This window comes from Streptomyces sp. sk2.1, assembly GCF_008120935.1.
In the GTDB taxonomy this organism is placed as follows: domain Bacteria; phylum Actinomycetota; class Actinomycetes; order Streptomycetales; family Streptomycetaceae; genus Streptomyces.
Genome location: NZ_RDBO01000077.1, coordinates 28,119 through 43,403, shown reverse-complemented (window position 1 = coordinate 43,403; position 15,285 = coordinate 28,119). Strand labels below are relative to the sequence as shown.

Below are 15,285 nucleotides of genomic sequence, written 5' to 3'. Positions count from 1 at the left end.
CATGCACATCCGCACCACGTTCCCGTACGACACCACCCATGAGGACGTCCGCATCCCGCTGCCGGACGGCACCCGGCTGTACGCCCGGATCTGGCGGCCCGTCACCGACGAGCCGGTGCCCGCGCTCCTCGAATACCTGCCGTACCGGCTGAGCGACTGGACCGCGCCGCGCGACTGGCAGCGCCACCCCTGGTACGCGGGCCACGGCTACGCCTCCGTCCGGGTGGACGTGCGCGGACACGGCAACAGCGAGGGCCTGCCGGGCGACGAGTACGACGCGACGGAACTGGCCGACGGCGTCGAGGTCGTGCACTGGCTGGCCCGGCAGGACTGGTGCTCCGGCCGGGTCGGCATGTTCGGCATCTCGTGGGGCGGCTTCAACTCGCTCCAGATCGCCGCACTGGCCCCCGAACCGCTGAAGGCGGTCGTGACCGTCTGCTCGACCGACGACCGCTACGACAACGACGTCCACTACATGGGCGGCTCGGTGCTCGCCGTCGACATGCACGCCTGGGCGGCCACCATGCTGGCCTTCGTCGCCCGGCCGCCGGACCCGGCGCAGGTCGGCGAGGACTGGAAGGACATGTGGCGCGGACGGCTGGCCTCCGTCGAGCCCTTCGTCCACACCTGGCTGGCCCACCAGACCCGCGACGACTACTGGAAGCACGGCAGCGTCTGCGAGGACTACTCCGCGATCCGGGCGAACGTCCTCGCGGTGGGCGGCTGGCACGACCCGTACCGCGACACCGTCCTGCGGCTCGTCGAGCACCTCGACCCGGACCGGGTGCGCGGGCTGATCGGGCCCTGGTCGCACCAGTACCCGGACCGCGGGCTGCCGCCGGGCCCGTCGATCGGCTTCCTCCAGGAGACGCTGCGCTGGTGGGACCAGCACCTCAAGGACGAGGACACCGGCGTCATGTCCGAACCGCTGCTGCGGGCCTGGATCAGCGACTCGCACCGCCCCGCCACCGTGTACGAGACGCTGCCGGGGCGCTGGGCGGGCGAGACCCGCTGGCCGTCGCCGAACGTCACGCCGATCGCGTACGCCTTCCGGGGCGGACCGCGGATCGTCGACTCGCCGCAGCAGACCGGACTGGACGCCGGACGCTTCTTCCCGTTCGGCAACGACGCCGACCTGCCGCCCGACCAGCGCGACGAGGACGCCAAGTCGGTCTGCTTCGAGTTCCCCGTCGAGGGCGAGCCGATCGAGATCCTGGGCCGCCCCCGGGTGAAGCTGCGCATCCGGATGGAGGCCCCGCGCGGCCAGGCGATCGCCCGGCTCTGCGACGTGGCGCCGGACGGCTCCTCCACCCTGGTCACCCGGGGCGCGCTCAACCTGGCCGCCCGGCACGGCCGCGACCGCGCCGACGACTGGCCGGTCGGCGCCGCCGAGGACGTGACCTTCGAACTGAACGCCATCGGGCACGCCTTCCCGCCCGGCCACCGGATCAGGCTCGCGGTCTCCTCCTCGTACTGGCCGTGGATCTGGCCGCAGGCCGGATCGGCCGGATTCACCCTGGACGCCGAGGGCAGCCTCCTCGAACTGCCGGTGCGCCGCCACATCCAGGACCCGAACATCCGCTTCGAGCCCCCGGAGCAGTCGGAGCCGCTCGGCGTCGTCCACCCGGTGACGCTCGACGAACAGCGCCCCGAGCGGCTGGTGGTCCGCGACGTCGCCAAGGGCGAGTGGCGGCTGGAGGTGGACCCGCGCTACGGCGGCACCCGCATCTACCCGGACGGCCTGGAGTTCACCGAGGACGCCCTGGAGACGTACACGATCCGGGAGGACGACCCGCTCACCGCACACGCCCGCTCCGACTGGGCGATCCGGCTGCACCGGCCGGAGATGGCCTGGGACGTGCGGATCGAGACCCGTTCCGAGACCGGCGCGGACGCCACCGACTTCATCACGTCCAACGAGGTGATGTGCAAGGAGGGCGGTGAGGTGGTCTTCCACCGCACCTGGGAGAAGCGGATCCCGCGCACGGCCGGCTGAGAGCCTGCCGGGAGGGGCAACGCGGAACTTTCCGGGCATCAGGGGCGGTTGGGGCACTCCCGTCGGGTGGCGGCACCCACGTAACGTGTCCCCCAAGCGACCTGGAAAGCGAGGCAGCAACACATGCCCGAGCAGAGCAGCCCGCTCGATCTGGCCGAGGGCGACCCCTTCGGTCCGCACAACCTTCCGTACGGAGTGTTCTCCACCCCCGACCACCCCGAGGAGCGCCGGGTCGGCGTCCGCATCGGCAACCACGTCCTGGATGCCGGAGCCGCCGCGCACGCGCTCGGCTCGCCCTACGCGCAACTCCTCGCCCGGCCGGACCTGACCGCGCTGCTGGCGGCGGGCCGCACCGCCTGGCGGGACGTCCGGCGGGCCCTGACCGCCTGGGTCACGGTCCCGGCGCACCGCGCCGACATCGAACCGCTGCTGCACCCGCTCGACACCGTGACGCTGCACCTGTCCTACGCGGTCGCGGACTACGTCGACTTCTACGCCAGCGAGAACCACGCCACCAACGTCGGACAGATCTTCCGGCCGAACGGCGAGGCGCTGACGCCCAACTGGAAGCACCTCCCGATCGGCTACCACGGCAGGTCCGGCACCGTCGTCGTGTCGGGCACGGACGTGGTGCGCCCGTCCGGCCAGCGCAAGGCGCCGACCGACCCGGCCCCCGTCTTCGGCCCCTCCGTCAAGCTGGACATCGAGGCCGAGGTCGGCTTCGTCGTCGGCGTCGGCTCCGAACAGGGCACCCCCGTCCCGCTCGGCGACTTCCGCGACCACGTCTTCGGGCTCTGCCTGCTCAACGACTGGTCGGCGCGGGACATCCAGGCCTGGGAGTACGTCCCGCTCGGCCCGTTCCTCGGGAAGTCCTTCGCCACGTCCGTGTCGGCCTGGGTGACCCCGCTGGAGGCGCTGGAGTCGGCCCGGATCGCGCCCCCGGCCCGCGACCTGCCGCTGCTCCCCTACCTGGAGGACGCGGACGAGGACGAGGACGGCGGCCTCGACCTGCGGATCTCCGTCGCGATCAACGGACAGGTGGTCGCCGAGCCGCCGTTCGCCACCATGTACTGGACGGCGGCCCAGATGCTGGCCCAGATGACGGTGAACGGCGCGTCGCTGCGCACCGGCGACCTGTACGGCTCCGGCACGGTCAGCGGCGCCGAGCCCGGTCAGCGCGGCTCCCTCCTGGAGCTGACCTGGAACGGCCGCGACCCGCTGGACCTCCCGGACGGCAAGCGCACGTTCCTGGAGGACGGCGACGTCGTGACGATGACGGCCTGGGCGCCGGGACCGGACGGCACCCGGGTCGGGATCGGCGAGGTCACCGGACGGATCGTGCCCGCGTCATGACGTCCCCCGCCCCGGAGCTCACGCTCCCCGAGGAACTGCTGCTGCTCGCGCTGGACCCGCTGCGCGGCAAATCGCTGTGCCGCGACCGCTTCCTGGAGTACGGGGTGGCGGGCGCGGCCCTGCGGGAGCTGGAATTCCAGGGCCGGATCGCCGAACGGTCCGGGTGGATCCGGGTGGTCGACCCGCTCGCTCCCCCGGACCCGTTCCTCGCCCAGGTGCTGGGAAGCCTGTCGGCCCCGGAGGCGGGCAGGCCCGGGGACGGCGGGATCGACGCGCGGCGCTGGGTCCGGCAGGCCGGCCGGTACGCCGGGGAGCTGTGCACGGAGCACCTGGTGCGCCGCTCGGTCCTGCGCCGGGAGACCCACCGGCTCCTCGGCCTGCTGCCGTACCAGCGCCACCCGGCGACGGACCCGGCCCGGTCCCTCGCAATCCGGGACCGCTTCGCCGCCACCTGTGCCGCCAGGTTCCCGGACCCGCGCGGCCGGTCCCTGGCCGCGCTGGTCTCGGCGGTCGACCTGGCGGCCGAGGCGGGCTGGGGCGGACTGCGCGACCGCTGGGCGATGCGCGACCTGGCCCACGACGACTGGGCCGCCCACGCGGTGCACGAGAACGTCCGCCGGGACCGGTCGTCCGGGAACCGCGGGCCGCTCTTCAGCTCGAACAGCAGCTCGGGCGACGACTGAGGGGGCCGTCAGCCCCTGGAAACCTGCCGGTCAGCCGCACACGGGGCGTTCACACGTTCGGGGGGCCTTCCTCTGTTTCCGACAGGAACGGAAGAAGGCCCGCGAGACTCCGTGCCGTGGAAGCACCGATGAACACCGACCCCGAGGCCCCCGGACCGCGGTGGGCGGTTCCGCCCGTGGGCGGCTGGACCGCCGATGACCTGGACACACTCCCGGACCTGCCTCCGCACACGGAGCTGATCGACGGAAGTCTTGTCCACCGGCCTCCGCAGACCATGTTCCACATGCGCGCGGTCGACCTCTTCACCTGGCAGTTGCAGTCGTGCGCACCACACGAACTCGAAGTCGTGCGCGAGTTCACCATCGACATCGACCGCCACAACCGGCCCGAACCCGATGTGATCGTCGTGGCCGGCGAGATCGTCCAGGACCTGAACCGGACCCGCTTCCCCGCGGACGGTGTGCTGCTGGCCATCGAGGTCGTGTCCGAGGAATCCGTCACCCGGGACCGCGAGACCAAGCCGGTGAAGTACGCCCGGGCGAGGATCCCGCACTACTGGCGGGTGGAGAACCGCGACGACCGGGCAGTGGTCTACGTCTTCGAGCTGGAGCCGTCGACCGGGGCCTACACCTCCACCGGTATCTTCCACGACCGGATGAAGGTCTCCGTCCCCTTCCCCGTCGACCTCGACCTCACCGCGATCACCGCGCACCGCCGGGCGGCGGAGCCGCGGTAGGCCGCCCCGCCGCCCGGTCCGTACCGCTCACTCGCACTCGGTCACTCGTACTCGGGTCACTCGTACTCGGGGGGCTCCTCGTCCCAGCCGAATTCCGGGTCGTCGTCGGGAGCGGCCGGGGCCGTCGGTGCCGACGGGACCCGCGCGGCGGGCACCGCGGCCGGGGCGGACTCCAGAGGCGGCTGTTCCGGGTCCGGGGCCGCCGTCGCTCCCGCCTCCCCGAACGTCGCCAGGACCTCCAGCACCCCCTCCCCGTACGTCGCCAGCTTCTTCTCGCCCAGGCCGCTGATCCCGCCCAGCGCGCTCGTCGAGTCCGGCCGGACCGTGGCGATCTCGCGCAGCGTCGCGTCGTGGAAGATGACGTACGCCGGGACGCCCTGCTCCTTCGCCCGTGCGCCGCGCCAGGCCCGCAGCGCCTCGAAGACGGGGACGGCCTCGGGTGCCAGCTCGGCCCCGGCCGCCTGCGACTTCGCCTTGCGTTCGCCCTTCGTGGACCGCGACGCGGGCTTCGGGGCCTCCTTGCGCAGCAGCACCTCGCGCCCGCCGCCGAGCACCGAGCCGCTCTCCTCGGTCAGCACCAGCGTGCCGTACTCGCCCTCGACCGCGAGCAGCCCCTGGGCCAGCAACTGCCGTACCGCGCCGCGCCATTCGGCCTCGGTCAGCTCGCCGCCGATGCCGAAGACCGAGAGCTGGTCGTGGTCGAACTGGATGACCTTGGCGGTCTTGCGGCCGAGCAGGATGTCGATGATCTGGCCCGCGCCGAACTTCTGCCCGCGCTCCCGCTTCAGCCGCACCACGGTCGACAGCAGCTTCTGCGCGGCCACCGTGCCGTCCCAGTTCTCCGGCGGGGCGAGGCAGGTGTCGCAGTTGCCGCAGGACTCCTCGGTCGGGTCCTGGCCGAAGTACTTCAGGAGCTGGGCGCGCCGGCACCGGACCGTCTCGCACAGGGCGAGCATCGAATCGAGGTGGGCGGCGGCGCGGCGGCGGAAGGACTCGTCGCCCTCGCCGCCCTGGATGAGCTTGCGCTGCTGCACGACGTCCTGGAGGCCGTACGCCATCCAGGCCGTGGACGGCTGCCCGTCACGGCCTGCGCGGCCGGTCTCCTGGTAGTAGCCCTCGACCGATTTCGGCAGGTCGAGGTGGGCGACGAAGCGTACGTCCGGCTTGTCGATGCCCATGCCGAAGGCGATGGTCGCGACGACGACCAGGCCCTCCTCGCGCAGGAACCGGGACTGGTGGGCGGCGCGGGTGCCCGCGTCGAGCCCCGCGTGGTACGGGACGGCCTCGATGCCGTTGCGGCAGAGGTACTCGGCGGTCTTCTCCGTCGAGTTGCGCGAGAGACAGTAGACGATGCCCGCGTCCCCGGCGTGCTCGTCCTCGAGGAAGGAGAGCAGCTGCTTCTTCGGGTCGGCCTTCGGCACGATCCGGTACTGGATGTTGGGCCGGTCGAAGCTGGCGACGAAGTGCTTGGCGTCGGGCATGCCCAGGCGCCGGGTGATCTCCTCGTGCGTGGCGGCGGTGGCGGTCGCCGTCAGGGCGATGCGCGGCACCTCGGGCCAGCGCTCGCCGAGGACCGAAAGGGCCAGGTAGTCGGGGCGGAAGTCGTGGCCCCACTGGGCCACGCAGTGCGCCTCGTCGATCGCGAAGACGGAGACCTCGCCGCGGGAGAGCAGCGCCAGCGTGGAGTCGAGGCGGAGCCGTTCCGGAGCCAGGTAGAGCAGGTCGAGCTCACCGGCGACGAACTGCGCCTCCATCGAGCGGCGCTCGTCGAAGTCCTGCGTCGAGTTGATGAAACCGGCGCGCACGCCGAGCGCCCGCAGGGCGTCCACCTGGTCCTGCATCAGCGCGATCAGCGGGGAGACGACGACGCCCGTGCCCGACCTGACCAGGGACGGGATCTGGTAGCAGAGGGACTTCCCGCCACCGGTCGGCATGAGGACCACGGCGTCCCCGCCGGCCACCACGTGGTCGACGATCGCCTCCTGCTCGCCGCGGAACGCCTCGTATCCGAACACCTTGTGCAGCGTCCGCCGTGCGTCGCTCTCGGTCACATCCATGGTCCCGCCCGTCGTGCCATCGTCCTGTCCCGGCTCCGTCCCGGACCGGTCGCGGCTCGTCCCTGTCCGCCGCCGTCCCCTGCCACGATAGGCGCCGCGTACGACAACGCCGGACGGGCTTGACTTCCAGGGCCCGTCCGGCGTCGTCGCTGCTGTGCGCGGGGTGCTACCGCACGAAGACTCCCGCCTGGCTCGCCAGGTCCAGGAAGTACTGCGGGGCCAGGCCCAGCACCAGGGTGACGGCGACGCCGACCGCGATCGTCGTCATCGTCAGCGGGGACGGGACGGCGACCGTGGGGCCGTCCGCCTTCGGCTCGCTGAAGAACATCAGCACGATGACCCGGATGTAGAAGAACGCGGCGATGGCCGAGGAGATCACACCGACCACGACCAGGCCGCTCGCCCCGCCGTCCGCCGCCGCCTTGAAGACGGCGAACTTCCCGGAGAAGCCGGAGGTGAGCGGGATGCCGGCGAAGGCCAGCAGGAACACCGCGAAGACCGCGGCGACCAGCGGCGAGCGGCGGCCGAGCCCGGCCCACTTCGACAGGTGCGTGGCCTCGCCGCCCGCGTCGCGGACCAGGGTGACGACGGCGAACGCGCCGACCGTCACGAAGGAGTACGCGCCCAGGTAGAAGAGGACCGACGAGATGCCGTCCGGGGTCGTGGCGATCACACCGGCGAGGATGAAGCCGGCGTGGGCGATCGAGGAGTAGGCGAGCAGCCGCTTGATGTCGGTCTGGGTGATGGCGACGATCGCACCGCCCAGCATCGTGACGATCGCGACGCCCCACATCACCGGGCGCCAGTCCCAGGCGAGCCCCGGCAGCACCACGTACAGCAGGCGCAGCAGCGCGCCGAACGCGGCGACCTTGGTGGCCGCGGCCATGAAGCCGGTGACCGGGGTCGGGGCGCCCTGGTAGACGTCCGGGGTCCACATGTGGAACGGGACGGCGCCGACCTTGAAGAGCAGGCCGGTCAGGATCATCGCGCCGCCGATCAGGAGCAGCGCGTCGTTGCCCATGGTGTCGGCGAGCGCCGGGTCGACCTGGGTGACCGAACCGTCGATCACCTGGGCGATGCGCGCGTACGAGACGGAGCCCGCGTACCCGTAGAGCAGGGCGATCCCGAAGAGCAGGAACGCCGAGGAGAACGCGCCGAGCAGGAAGTACTTCACCGCGGCCTCCTGCGACATCAGCCGCTTGCGGCGGGCGACGGCGCACAGGAGGTAGAGCGGGAGGGAGAAGACCTCCAGGGCCACGAAGAGCGTCAGCAGGTCGTTGGCCGCCGGGAAGACCAGCATGCCGGCCACCGAGAACAGGACCAGCGGGAAGACCTCGGTGGTGGTGAACCCGGCCTTGACCGCGGCCTTCTCGCTGTCGCTGCCGGGGACCGAGGCTGCCTGGGCGGCGAAGGAGTCCACCCGGTTGCCGTGCGCGACCGGGTCGAGGCGGCGCTCGGCGAAGGTGAAGACGGCGACCAGCGACGTCAGCAGGATGGTGCCCTGCAGGAACAGCGTCGGCCCGTCGATCGCGATGGCGCCCATCGCGGCGATGTGGGCCTTCGTCGTGGCGTATCCTCCGGCGGCCAGGCCGACGACCGCGGCGAACGCGGCGGCCAGGGCGACGACCGTCAGGAAGACCTGGGTGTAGTGGCGGGCCCGGCGCGGCACGAAGGCCTCGACGAGCACGCCCACCACGGCCACACCGATCACGATGAGGACCGGCATCAGCTGGGTGTACTCGATGACCGGCGCCTCGAACCTTTCGCCCGGGGCCGCCGTCGTCACCCCTCCCGCCGTCGTCCACAGGTTGTGGACAGCTGTTGCGCTCACTTGGCGGCCTCCACCTCAGGCTGGGGGTCCTTCTTCTGGACGTCCGACATGGTGTGCTGCACCGCCGGGTTGACGATCTCGGTCAGCGGCTTCGGGTAGACGCCCAGGAAGAGCAGCAGCCCGATCAGCGGGACGACCACGGTCAGTTCCCTGACCTTGAGGTCCGCCATGCCCCGGACCTCTTCCTTCACCGGGCCCGTCATCGTCCGCTGGTAGAGGACCAGGACGTAGAGCGCGGCGAGGACGATGCCGGTCGTGGCGACGATGCCCGCCGCCGGATAGGCGCTGAACGCGCCGACCAGGACCAGGAACTCGCTGACGAACGGGGCGAGTCCGGGCAGCGACAGGGTGGCCAGACCACCGATCAGGAAGGTGCCGGCCAGAACGGGCGCCACCTTCTGCACCCCGCCGTAGTCGGCGATGAGCCGCGATCCGCGCCGGGTGATCAGGAAGCCCGCCACCAGCATCAGCGCCGCGGTCGAGATGCCGTGGTTGACCATGTACAGCGTGGCGCCGGACTGGCCCTGGCTGGTCATCGCGAAGATGCCCAGGATGATGAAGCCGAAGTGCGAGATCGACGCGTAGGCGATCAGTCGCTTGATGTCGCGCTGGCCGACGGCGAGCAGCGCCCCGTACACGATGCTGATCAGCGCCAGGACGACGATCACCGGGGTCGCCCACTTGCTGGCCTCCGGGAAGAGCTGGAGGCAGAAGCGGAGCATCGCGAACGTGCCGACCTTGTCGACGACCGCGGTGATCAGGACGGCGACCGGGGAGGTCGCCTCGCCCATGGCGTTGGGCAGCCAGGTGTGCAGCGGCCACAACGGGGCCTTCACCGCGAAGGCGAAGAAGAACCCGAGGAACAGCCAGCGTTCGGTGCCGGTCGCCATGGACAGCGAGCCGTCGGCGCGGGCCGCGGCGATCTCGGAGAGCGAGAACGTCCCCGCGACCACGTACAGCCCGATCACGGCGGCCAGCATGATGAGCCCGCCGGCCAGGTTGTAGAGGAGGAACTTGACCGCGGCGTACGAGCGCTGGGCCGCCGCGTTCTCGTCGCTGCCGCTGTGCGCCCGGTCCCCGAAGCCGCCGATGAGGAAGTACATCGGGATGAGCATGGCTTCGAAGAGGATGTAGAAGAGGAAGACGTCGGTGGCCTCGAAGGAGAGGATCACCATCGCCTCGACCATCAGGATCAGGGCGAAGAAGCCCTGGGTCGGGCGCCAGCGCGAGGAGCTGGTCTCCAGGGGGTCGGCGTCGTGCCAGCCGGCCAGGATGACGAAGGGGATCAGCAGCGCGGTGAGCGCCATGAGCGCCACCCCGATGCCGTCCACGCCCAGCTCGTAGCGGACGCCGAAGTCCTTGATCCAGGCGTGCGACTCGGTGAGCTGGTAGCGGTCGCCGCCGGGTTCGAAGCGGGCGAGCGCGACGCCCGCCAGGACGAGCGTGGCCAGCGAGAACACCAGCGCCGTCCATTTGGCGGCGGTGCGCCTGGCGGCCGGGACGGCGGCGGTGGCGACCGCGCCGATCGCCGGGAGTGCCGCCGTCGCTGTCAGGAGGGGAAAGGACATGGTGATCAGACCGCCCTCATCAGCAGGGTCGCGGCGATGACGATCGCCGTACCGCCGAACATCGAGACCGCGTAGGAGCGGGCGTAGCCGTTCTGCAGCTTGCGCAGCCGGCCGGAGAGCCCGCCCATCGAGGCGGCCGTGCCGTTGACGACGCCGTCGACCAGGGTGTGGTCGACGTACACCAGGGAGCGGGTGAGGTGCTCGCCGCCGCGGACCAGGACCACGTGGTTGAAGTCGTCCTGGAGGAGATCGCGGCGGGCGGCCCGGGTGAGCAGCGAGCCGCGCGGGGCGACGACCGGCACGGGCTTGCGTCCGTACATCGCCCAGGCGATGGCGACGCCGATGACGAGCACCACCATCGTCGCGGCGGTGACCGTCGTGGCGCTGACCGGCGCGTGTCCGTGGCTGTGGCCGGTGACCGGCTCCAGCCAGTTCAGGAAGCGGTCGCCGATGGAGAAGAAGCCTCCGGCGAGGACCGAGCCGAACGCGAGGACGATCATGGGGATGGTCATCGACTTCGGGGACTCGTGCGGATGCGGCTCGTTGCCCTCCGCGTCGGGCTGCCAGCGCTTCTCGCCGAAGAACGTCAGCAACATCACGCGCGTCATGTAGAACGCGGTGATCGCGGCGCCCAGCAGGGCCACCGAGCCGAGGATCCAGCCCTCGGTGCCGCCCTTGGCGAAGGCCGCCTCGATGATCTTGTCCTTGGAGAAGAAGCCGGACAGGCCGGGGAAGCCGATGATCGCCAGGTAGCCGAGGCCGAAGGTGACGAAGGTGACCGGCATGTACTTCCGCAGGCCGCCGAACTTCCGCATGTCCACCTCGTCGTTCATGCCGTGCATGACCGAACCGGCGCCGAGGAAGAGCCCGGCCTTGAAGAAGCCGTGCGTCACCAGGTGCATGATCGCGAAGACGTAGCCGATCGGGCCGAGCCCGGCGGCCAGGATCATGTAGCCGATCTGCGACATCGTCGACCCTGCGAGGGCCTTCTTGATGTCGTCCTTCGCACAACCGACGATCGCACCGAAGAGCAGCGTGACGGCCCCGACGATCACGACGACCAGCTGTGCGTCCGGCGCGGCGTTGAAGATCGCGCCGGACCTGACGATCAGGTACACGCCCGCGGTCACCATCGTCGCGGCGTGGATGAGGGCCGAGACCGGGGTCGGGCCCTCCATCGCGTCACCGAGCCAGGACTGCAGCGGCACCTGGGCCGACTTGCCGCAGGCCGCGAGCAGCAGCATCAGGCCGATCGCCGTCAGCTTGCCCTCGCCCGTCTCCCCCGTCGCCTCCAGCACGGGGCCGAAGGCGAAGGTGCCGAAGGTGGTGAACATCAGCATGATCGCGATCGACAGGCCCATGTCGCCGACGCGGTTGACCAGGAACGCCTTCTTGGCGGCCGTGGCCGCGCTGGGCTTGTGCTGCCAGAAGCCGATCAGCAGGTACGACGCCAGGCCGACGCCCTCCCACCCGGCGTACAGCAGCAGGTAGTTGTCGGCGAGGACCAGCAGCAGCATCGCCGCGAGGAACAGGTTCAGATAGCCGAAGAAGCGGCGACGGCGCTCGTCGTGCTCCATGTAGCCGATCGAGTAGATGTGGATCAGGGTGCCCACACCGGTGATCAGCAGCACGAACGTCATCGACAGCTGGTCGAGCTGGAAGGCCACGTCGGCCTGGAAGCCCTCGACCGGAACCCAGCTGAACAGCTTCTGGTGCAGCGTCCGGTCCTCGGCGCCCTTCCCCAGCAGGTCGAGGAAGAGCACGACGCCGATGACGAACGAGGCGGCGGCGAGCAGGGTGCCGAGCCAGTGTCCGGCGCGGTCCAGCCGCCGGCCTCCGCAGAGCAGGACCGCCGCTCCGAGCAGGGGCGCCGCGACGAGCAGCGCAATCAGATTCTCCACGATTCAACGTCCCCTTACAGCTTCATCAGGCTGGCGTCGTCGACCGAGGCCGAGTGGCGGGAACGGAACACCGACACGATGATCGCGAGCCCCACCACGACCTCCGCGGCGGCGACGACCATCGTGAAGAAGGCGATGATCTGGCCGTCGAGATTGCCGTGCATCCGGGAGAAGGTCACGAGCGCGAGGTTGCAGGCGTTGAGCATCAGCTCCACGCACATGAACAGCACGATCGCGTTCCGCCGGATCAGCACACCGGCCGCGCCGATGGTGAACAACAGGGCGGCGAGATAGAGGTAGTTGACCGGATTCACTTGGCGACCTCCTCTTCGTCGGCCCGGTCGGGTTCACCGGTGCGGCCGGGCTCGGCGGTCCGGCCGAGCCGCTCGCCGGAGCGCTGTTCCAGCGCCTTGAGCCGGTCCAGCGACTCGTGCGACACGTCACGGATCTGACCGCGGTCGCGCAGCGTCCGCATGACGGTGAGATCGGACGGGGTGCCGTCCGGGAGCAGCCCCGGGATGTCCACGGCGTTGTGCCGGGCGTACACGCCGGGCGCGGGCAGCGGCGGCAGCTGCGTGCCGCGCACCCGCTCCTCGGACAGCTCCCGCTGGGTCCTGGCCCGCTCGGTGCGCTCCCGGTGGGTGAGCACCATCGCGCCGACCGTGGCCGTGATCAGCAGGGCGCCGGTGATCTCGAAGGCGAAGACGTACTTGGTGAAGATGAGGCTGGCCAGCCCCTCCACGTTCCCGCCGTGCGCGGTGTTGGCGGTGCCCAGTCCGTTGAAGCTGTTCAGCGAGGCGTTGCCGATGCCCGCGATCAGCAGGACGCCGAAGCCGAGGCCGCAGCCCGCGGCCAGCCAGCGCTGCCCCTTGAGGGTCTCCTTCAGCGAGTCGGCCGCGGTGACGCCGACGAGCATGACCACGAAGAGGAACAGCATCATGATCGCGCCGGTGTAGACGACGATCTGGACGATGCCCAGGAAGTACGCGCCGTTGGCGAGGTAGAACACCGCCAGGACGATCATGGTCCCGGCGAGGCTCAGCGCGCTGTGCACGGCCTTCTTCATCAGTACGGTGGACAGCGCCCCGATCACGGCGACGACGCCCAGCACCCAGAACTGGACGGCCTCGCCGGTCGAGGCCGCGGCGGCCAGGGCGGTCATGCGTCCACCTCCCGCGCCGAGCCGTTGCTCCCGTGGGCGTCGTCCGAGGGCTTCTCGCCCTTGGAGAGTGCGGTCTGGCGCTCCGTGCCGGGGGCGGCGCCGGAGACCAGGCCCCGGTAGTAGTCCTGTTCGTCCATCCCCGGGTAGATCGCGTGCGGGGTGTCGACCATGCCCTCCTCCAGGCCCGCGAGGAGCTCGTCCTTGGTGTAGATGAGGCTCTCGCGGGTGGTGTTGGCGAGCTCGAACTCGTTGGTCATCGTGAGCGCCCGGGTGGGGCACGCCTCGATGCACAGCCCGCAGAGAATGCAGCGCGCGTAATTGATCTGGTAGACGCGTCCGTAGCGCTCGCCCGGGGAGTAGCGCTCCTCGTCGGTGTTGTCCGCGCCCTCCACGTAGATCGCGTCCGCCGGGCAGGCCCAGGCGCACAGCTCGCAGCCGACGCACTTCTCCAGGCCGTCCGGGTGGCGGTTGAGCTGGTGCCGGCCGTGGAAGCGCGGCGCCGTCACCTTCGGCGTCTCCGGGTACTGCTCGGTCAGCCGCTTCTTGAACATGGCCTTGAAGGTCACGCCGAAGCCGGCGACGGGGTTCTGGAACTTCTCGGAGGATCCCGGGGTCCCCGAGGACTCTGATGACTCAGACACCGTCCGCCTCCTTTCCGTCACTCGCACGTTCGTCACTCTGAGTATCCGACCCGCCACTGACAACGAGCTCCCGCTCGCTCCGCGGCCTGCGGCGCGGCACCGGCGGCAGGGTCTGGCCCGGCAGCGGCGGTACGGGGAATCCGCCCGCCATCGGATCGAACTCCGGCTCCGGGCCCGCCTTCTCGGCCTCCGCCCGGCCCTTCCTGTCGCGGAAGACGTCGACGACGAAGGAGATCAGCAGGATCGCGAGCACCGTGCCCGCCACGTACAGCACGATCCGGGAGAAGTCGTAGCCCTCGTTGCTCAGCGCCCGCACGGTGGCGACCATCATCAGCCAGAGCACGGAGACCGGGATCAGGACCTTCCAGCCCAGCTTCATCAGCTGGTCGTAGCGGACCCGGGGCAGGGTGCCGCGCAGCCAGATGAAGAAGAACAGCAGCAGCTGGACCTTGATGACGAACCAGAGCATCGGCCACCAGCCGTGGTTCGCGCCCTCCCAGAAGGTGCTGATCGGATACGGGGCCCGCCAGCCGCCCAGGAAGAGGGTCACCGACACCGCGGAGACCGTCACCATGTTCACGTACTCGGCGAGCATGAACATCGCGAACTTGATCGACGAGTACTCGGTGTTGAAGCCGCCGACCAGGTCGCCCTCGGACTCCGGCATGTCGAACGGGGCCCGGTTGGTCTCGCCGACCATCGTGACGATGTAGATGATGAAGGAGACCGGCAGCAGCAGGATGAACCAGCGGTCCTCCTGCGCCTCCACGATCTTCGAGGTCGACATCGACCCGGAGTAGAGGAAGACCGAGGCGAACGCGGCCCCCATCGCGATCTCGTAGCTGATCATCTGCGCGCAGGAGCGCAGACCGCCCAGGAGCGGGTACGTCGATCCGGACGACCAGCCCGCCAGCACGATGCCGTAGATCCCGACCGAGGCGACCGCGAGGACGTAGAGCATCGCGATCGGCAGGTCGGTGAGCTGCATCGTCGTGCGGTGCCCGAAGATCGAGACCTCGTTGCCGGACGGGCCGAACGGGATCACGGCGATCGCCATGAACGCCGGGATGGCGGCGACGATCGGCGCGAGCACGTACACGACCTTGTCGGCGCGCTTGACGACGACGTCTTCCTTCAGCATCAGCTTCACGCCGTCGGCCAGCGACTGGAGCAGGCCCCAGGGTCCGTGCCGGTTGGGGCCGATGCGCAGCTGCATCCAGGCGACGACCTTGCGCTCCCACACGATGGAGAAGAGCACCGTCACCATCAGGAACGCGAAGCAGAACACCGCCTTGATGCCGACGAGCCACCACGGGTCGGTGCCGAACATCGACAGGTCCTCGGCGGCGAGTACGG

12 protein-coding genes are annotated in these 15,285 nt (G+C 70.4%); 4 read left to right on the top strand and 8 right to left on the bottom strand.

Annotated features, from left to right (window positions below; genetic code table 11):
• Nucleotide 1 precedes the first annotated feature (1 nt).
• From EAO76_RS27415 to EAO76_RS27400, 4 genes are all read left to right on the top strand, one after another.
• Complete coding sequence (locus EAO76_RS27415) at nt 2-1,996, top strand: CocE/NonD family hydrolase (protein WP_148838623.1); 1,995 nt, start codon at nt 2-4, stop codon at nt 1,994-1,996.
• Nucleotides 1,997-2,119: 123 nt separating this feature from the next.
• Entirely contained in the window at nt 2,120-3,349 is a 1,230-nt protein-coding gene (gene fahA / locus EAO76_RS27410) for a fumarylacetoacetase (RefSeq protein ID WP_148838622.1), read from the top strand.
• Nucleotides 3,346-4,032, top strand: coding sequence for a GPP34 family phosphoprotein (locus EAO76_RS27405; protein ID WP_148838621.1), 687 nt, complete (start codon nt 3,346-3,348; stop codon nt 4,030-4,032). Before fahA ends, EAO76_RS27405 begins: the two co-directional genes overlap by 4 nt.
• Nucleotides 4,033-4,160: 128 nt before the next feature.
• Entirely contained in the window at nt 4,161-4,769 is a 609-nt protein-coding gene (locus tag EAO76_RS27400) for a Uma2 family endonuclease (protein ID WP_148840336.1), read from the top strand.
• A 56-nt stretch (nt 4,770-4,825) separates the two neighbouring features.
• On the opposite strand, the gene recQ is transcribed toward EAO76_RS27400, so the two are convergent.
• The 8 genes from recQ to nuoH all read right to left on the bottom strand — a co-directional run bounded on the left by recQ (nt 4,826) and on the right by nuoH (nt 15,259).
• A complete protein-coding gene (gene recQ / locus EAO76_RS27395; protein WP_148838620.1) occupies nt 4,826-6,826 on the bottom strand; it encodes a DNA helicase RecQ in 2,001 nt (666 codons plus the stop codon).
• Between the two features lie 166 nt (nt 6,827-6,992).
• Complete coding sequence (gene nuoN / locus EAO76_RS27390) at nt 6,993-8,657, bottom strand: NADH-quinone oxidoreductase subunit NuoN (protein WP_148838619.1); 1,665 nt, start codon at nt 8,655-8,657, stop codon at nt 6,993-6,995.
• Nucleotides 8,654-10,225 carry an NADH-quinone oxidoreductase subunit M gene (locus tag EAO76_RS27385; protein ID WP_148838618.1) on the bottom strand — a complete coding sequence of 524 codons (1,572 nt, stop codon included), beginning with the start codon at nt 10,223-10,225 and terminating at the stop codon, nt 8,654-8,656. The genes nuoN and EAO76_RS27385 overlap by 4 nt, the downstream gene beginning before the upstream one ends.
• A 5-nt stretch (nt 10,226-10,230) precedes the next feature.
• The gene (gene nuoL / locus EAO76_RS27380) at nt 10,231-12,126 is read right to left on the bottom strand and encodes an NADH-quinone oxidoreductase subunit L (RefSeq protein ID WP_148838617.1); all 1,896 of its coding nucleotides are present in this window, start codon (nt 12,124-12,126) and stop codon (nt 10,231-10,233) included.
• Nucleotides 12,127-12,140: 14 nt separating this feature from the next.
• Complete coding sequence (nuoK, locus tag EAO76_RS27375; protein ID WP_148838616.1) at nt 12,141-12,440, bottom strand: NADH-quinone oxidoreductase subunit NuoK; 300 nt, start codon at nt 12,438-12,440, stop codon at nt 12,141-12,143.
• A complete protein-coding gene (locus EAO76_RS27370; protein WP_148838615.1) occupies nt 12,437-13,288 on the bottom strand; it encodes an NADH-quinone oxidoreductase subunit J in 852 nt (283 codons plus the stop codon). Before EAO76_RS27370 ends, nuoK begins: the two co-directional genes overlap by 4 nt.
• Complete coding sequence (gene nuoI / locus EAO76_RS27365) at nt 13,285-13,929, bottom strand: NADH-quinone oxidoreductase subunit NuoI (RefSeq protein WP_148838614.1); 645 nt, start codon at nt 13,927-13,929, stop codon at nt 13,285-13,287. The genes EAO76_RS27370 and nuoI overlap by 4 nt, the downstream gene beginning before the upstream one ends.
• Complete coding sequence (gene nuoH / locus EAO76_RS27360; RefSeq protein ID WP_399463367.1) at nt 13,922-15,259, bottom strand: NADH-quinone oxidoreductase subunit NuoH; 1,338 nt, start codon at nt 15,257-15,259, stop codon at nt 13,922-13,924. Before nuoH ends, nuoI begins: the two co-directional genes overlap by 8 nt.
• Nucleotides 15,260-15,285 lie beyond the last annotated feature (26 nt).

What these genes read in the sequence shown, in the direction of transcription:
- nuoH (WP_399463367.1), bottom strand. Translation starts at nt 15,259, where the DNA reads ATGTTCGGCACCGACCCGTGGTGGCTCGTCGGCATCAAGGCGGTGTTC.
- EAO76_RS27385 (WP_148838618.1), bottom strand. Translation starts at nt 10,225, where the DNA reads ATGTCCTTTCCCCTCCTGACAGCGACGGCGGCACTCCCGGCGATCGGC.
- EAO76_RS27400 (WP_148840336.1), top strand. Translation starts at nt 4,161, where the DNA reads ATGAACACCGACCCCGAGGCCCCCGGACCGCGGTGGGCGGTTCCGCCC.
- EAO76_RS27370 (WP_148838615.1), bottom strand. Translation starts at nt 13,288, where the DNA reads ATGACCGCCCTGGCCGCCGCGGCCTCGACCGGCGAGGCCGTCCAGTTC.
- fahA (WP_148838622.1), top strand. Translation starts at nt 2,120, where the DNA reads ATGCCCGAGCAGAGCAGCCCGCTCGATCTGGCCGAGGGCGACCCCTTC.
- recQ (WP_148838620.1), bottom strand. Translation starts at nt 6,826, where the DNA reads ATGGATGTGACCGAGAGCGACGCACGGCGGACGCTGCACAAGGTGTTC.
- EAO76_RS27415 (WP_148838623.1), top strand. Translation starts at nt 2, where the DNA reads ATGCACATCCGCACCACGTTCCCGTACGACACCACCCATGAGGACGTC.
- EAO76_RS27405 (WP_148838621.1), top strand. Translation starts at nt 3,346, where the DNA reads ATGACGTCCCCCGCCCCGGAGCTCACGCTCCCCGAGGAACTGCTGCTG.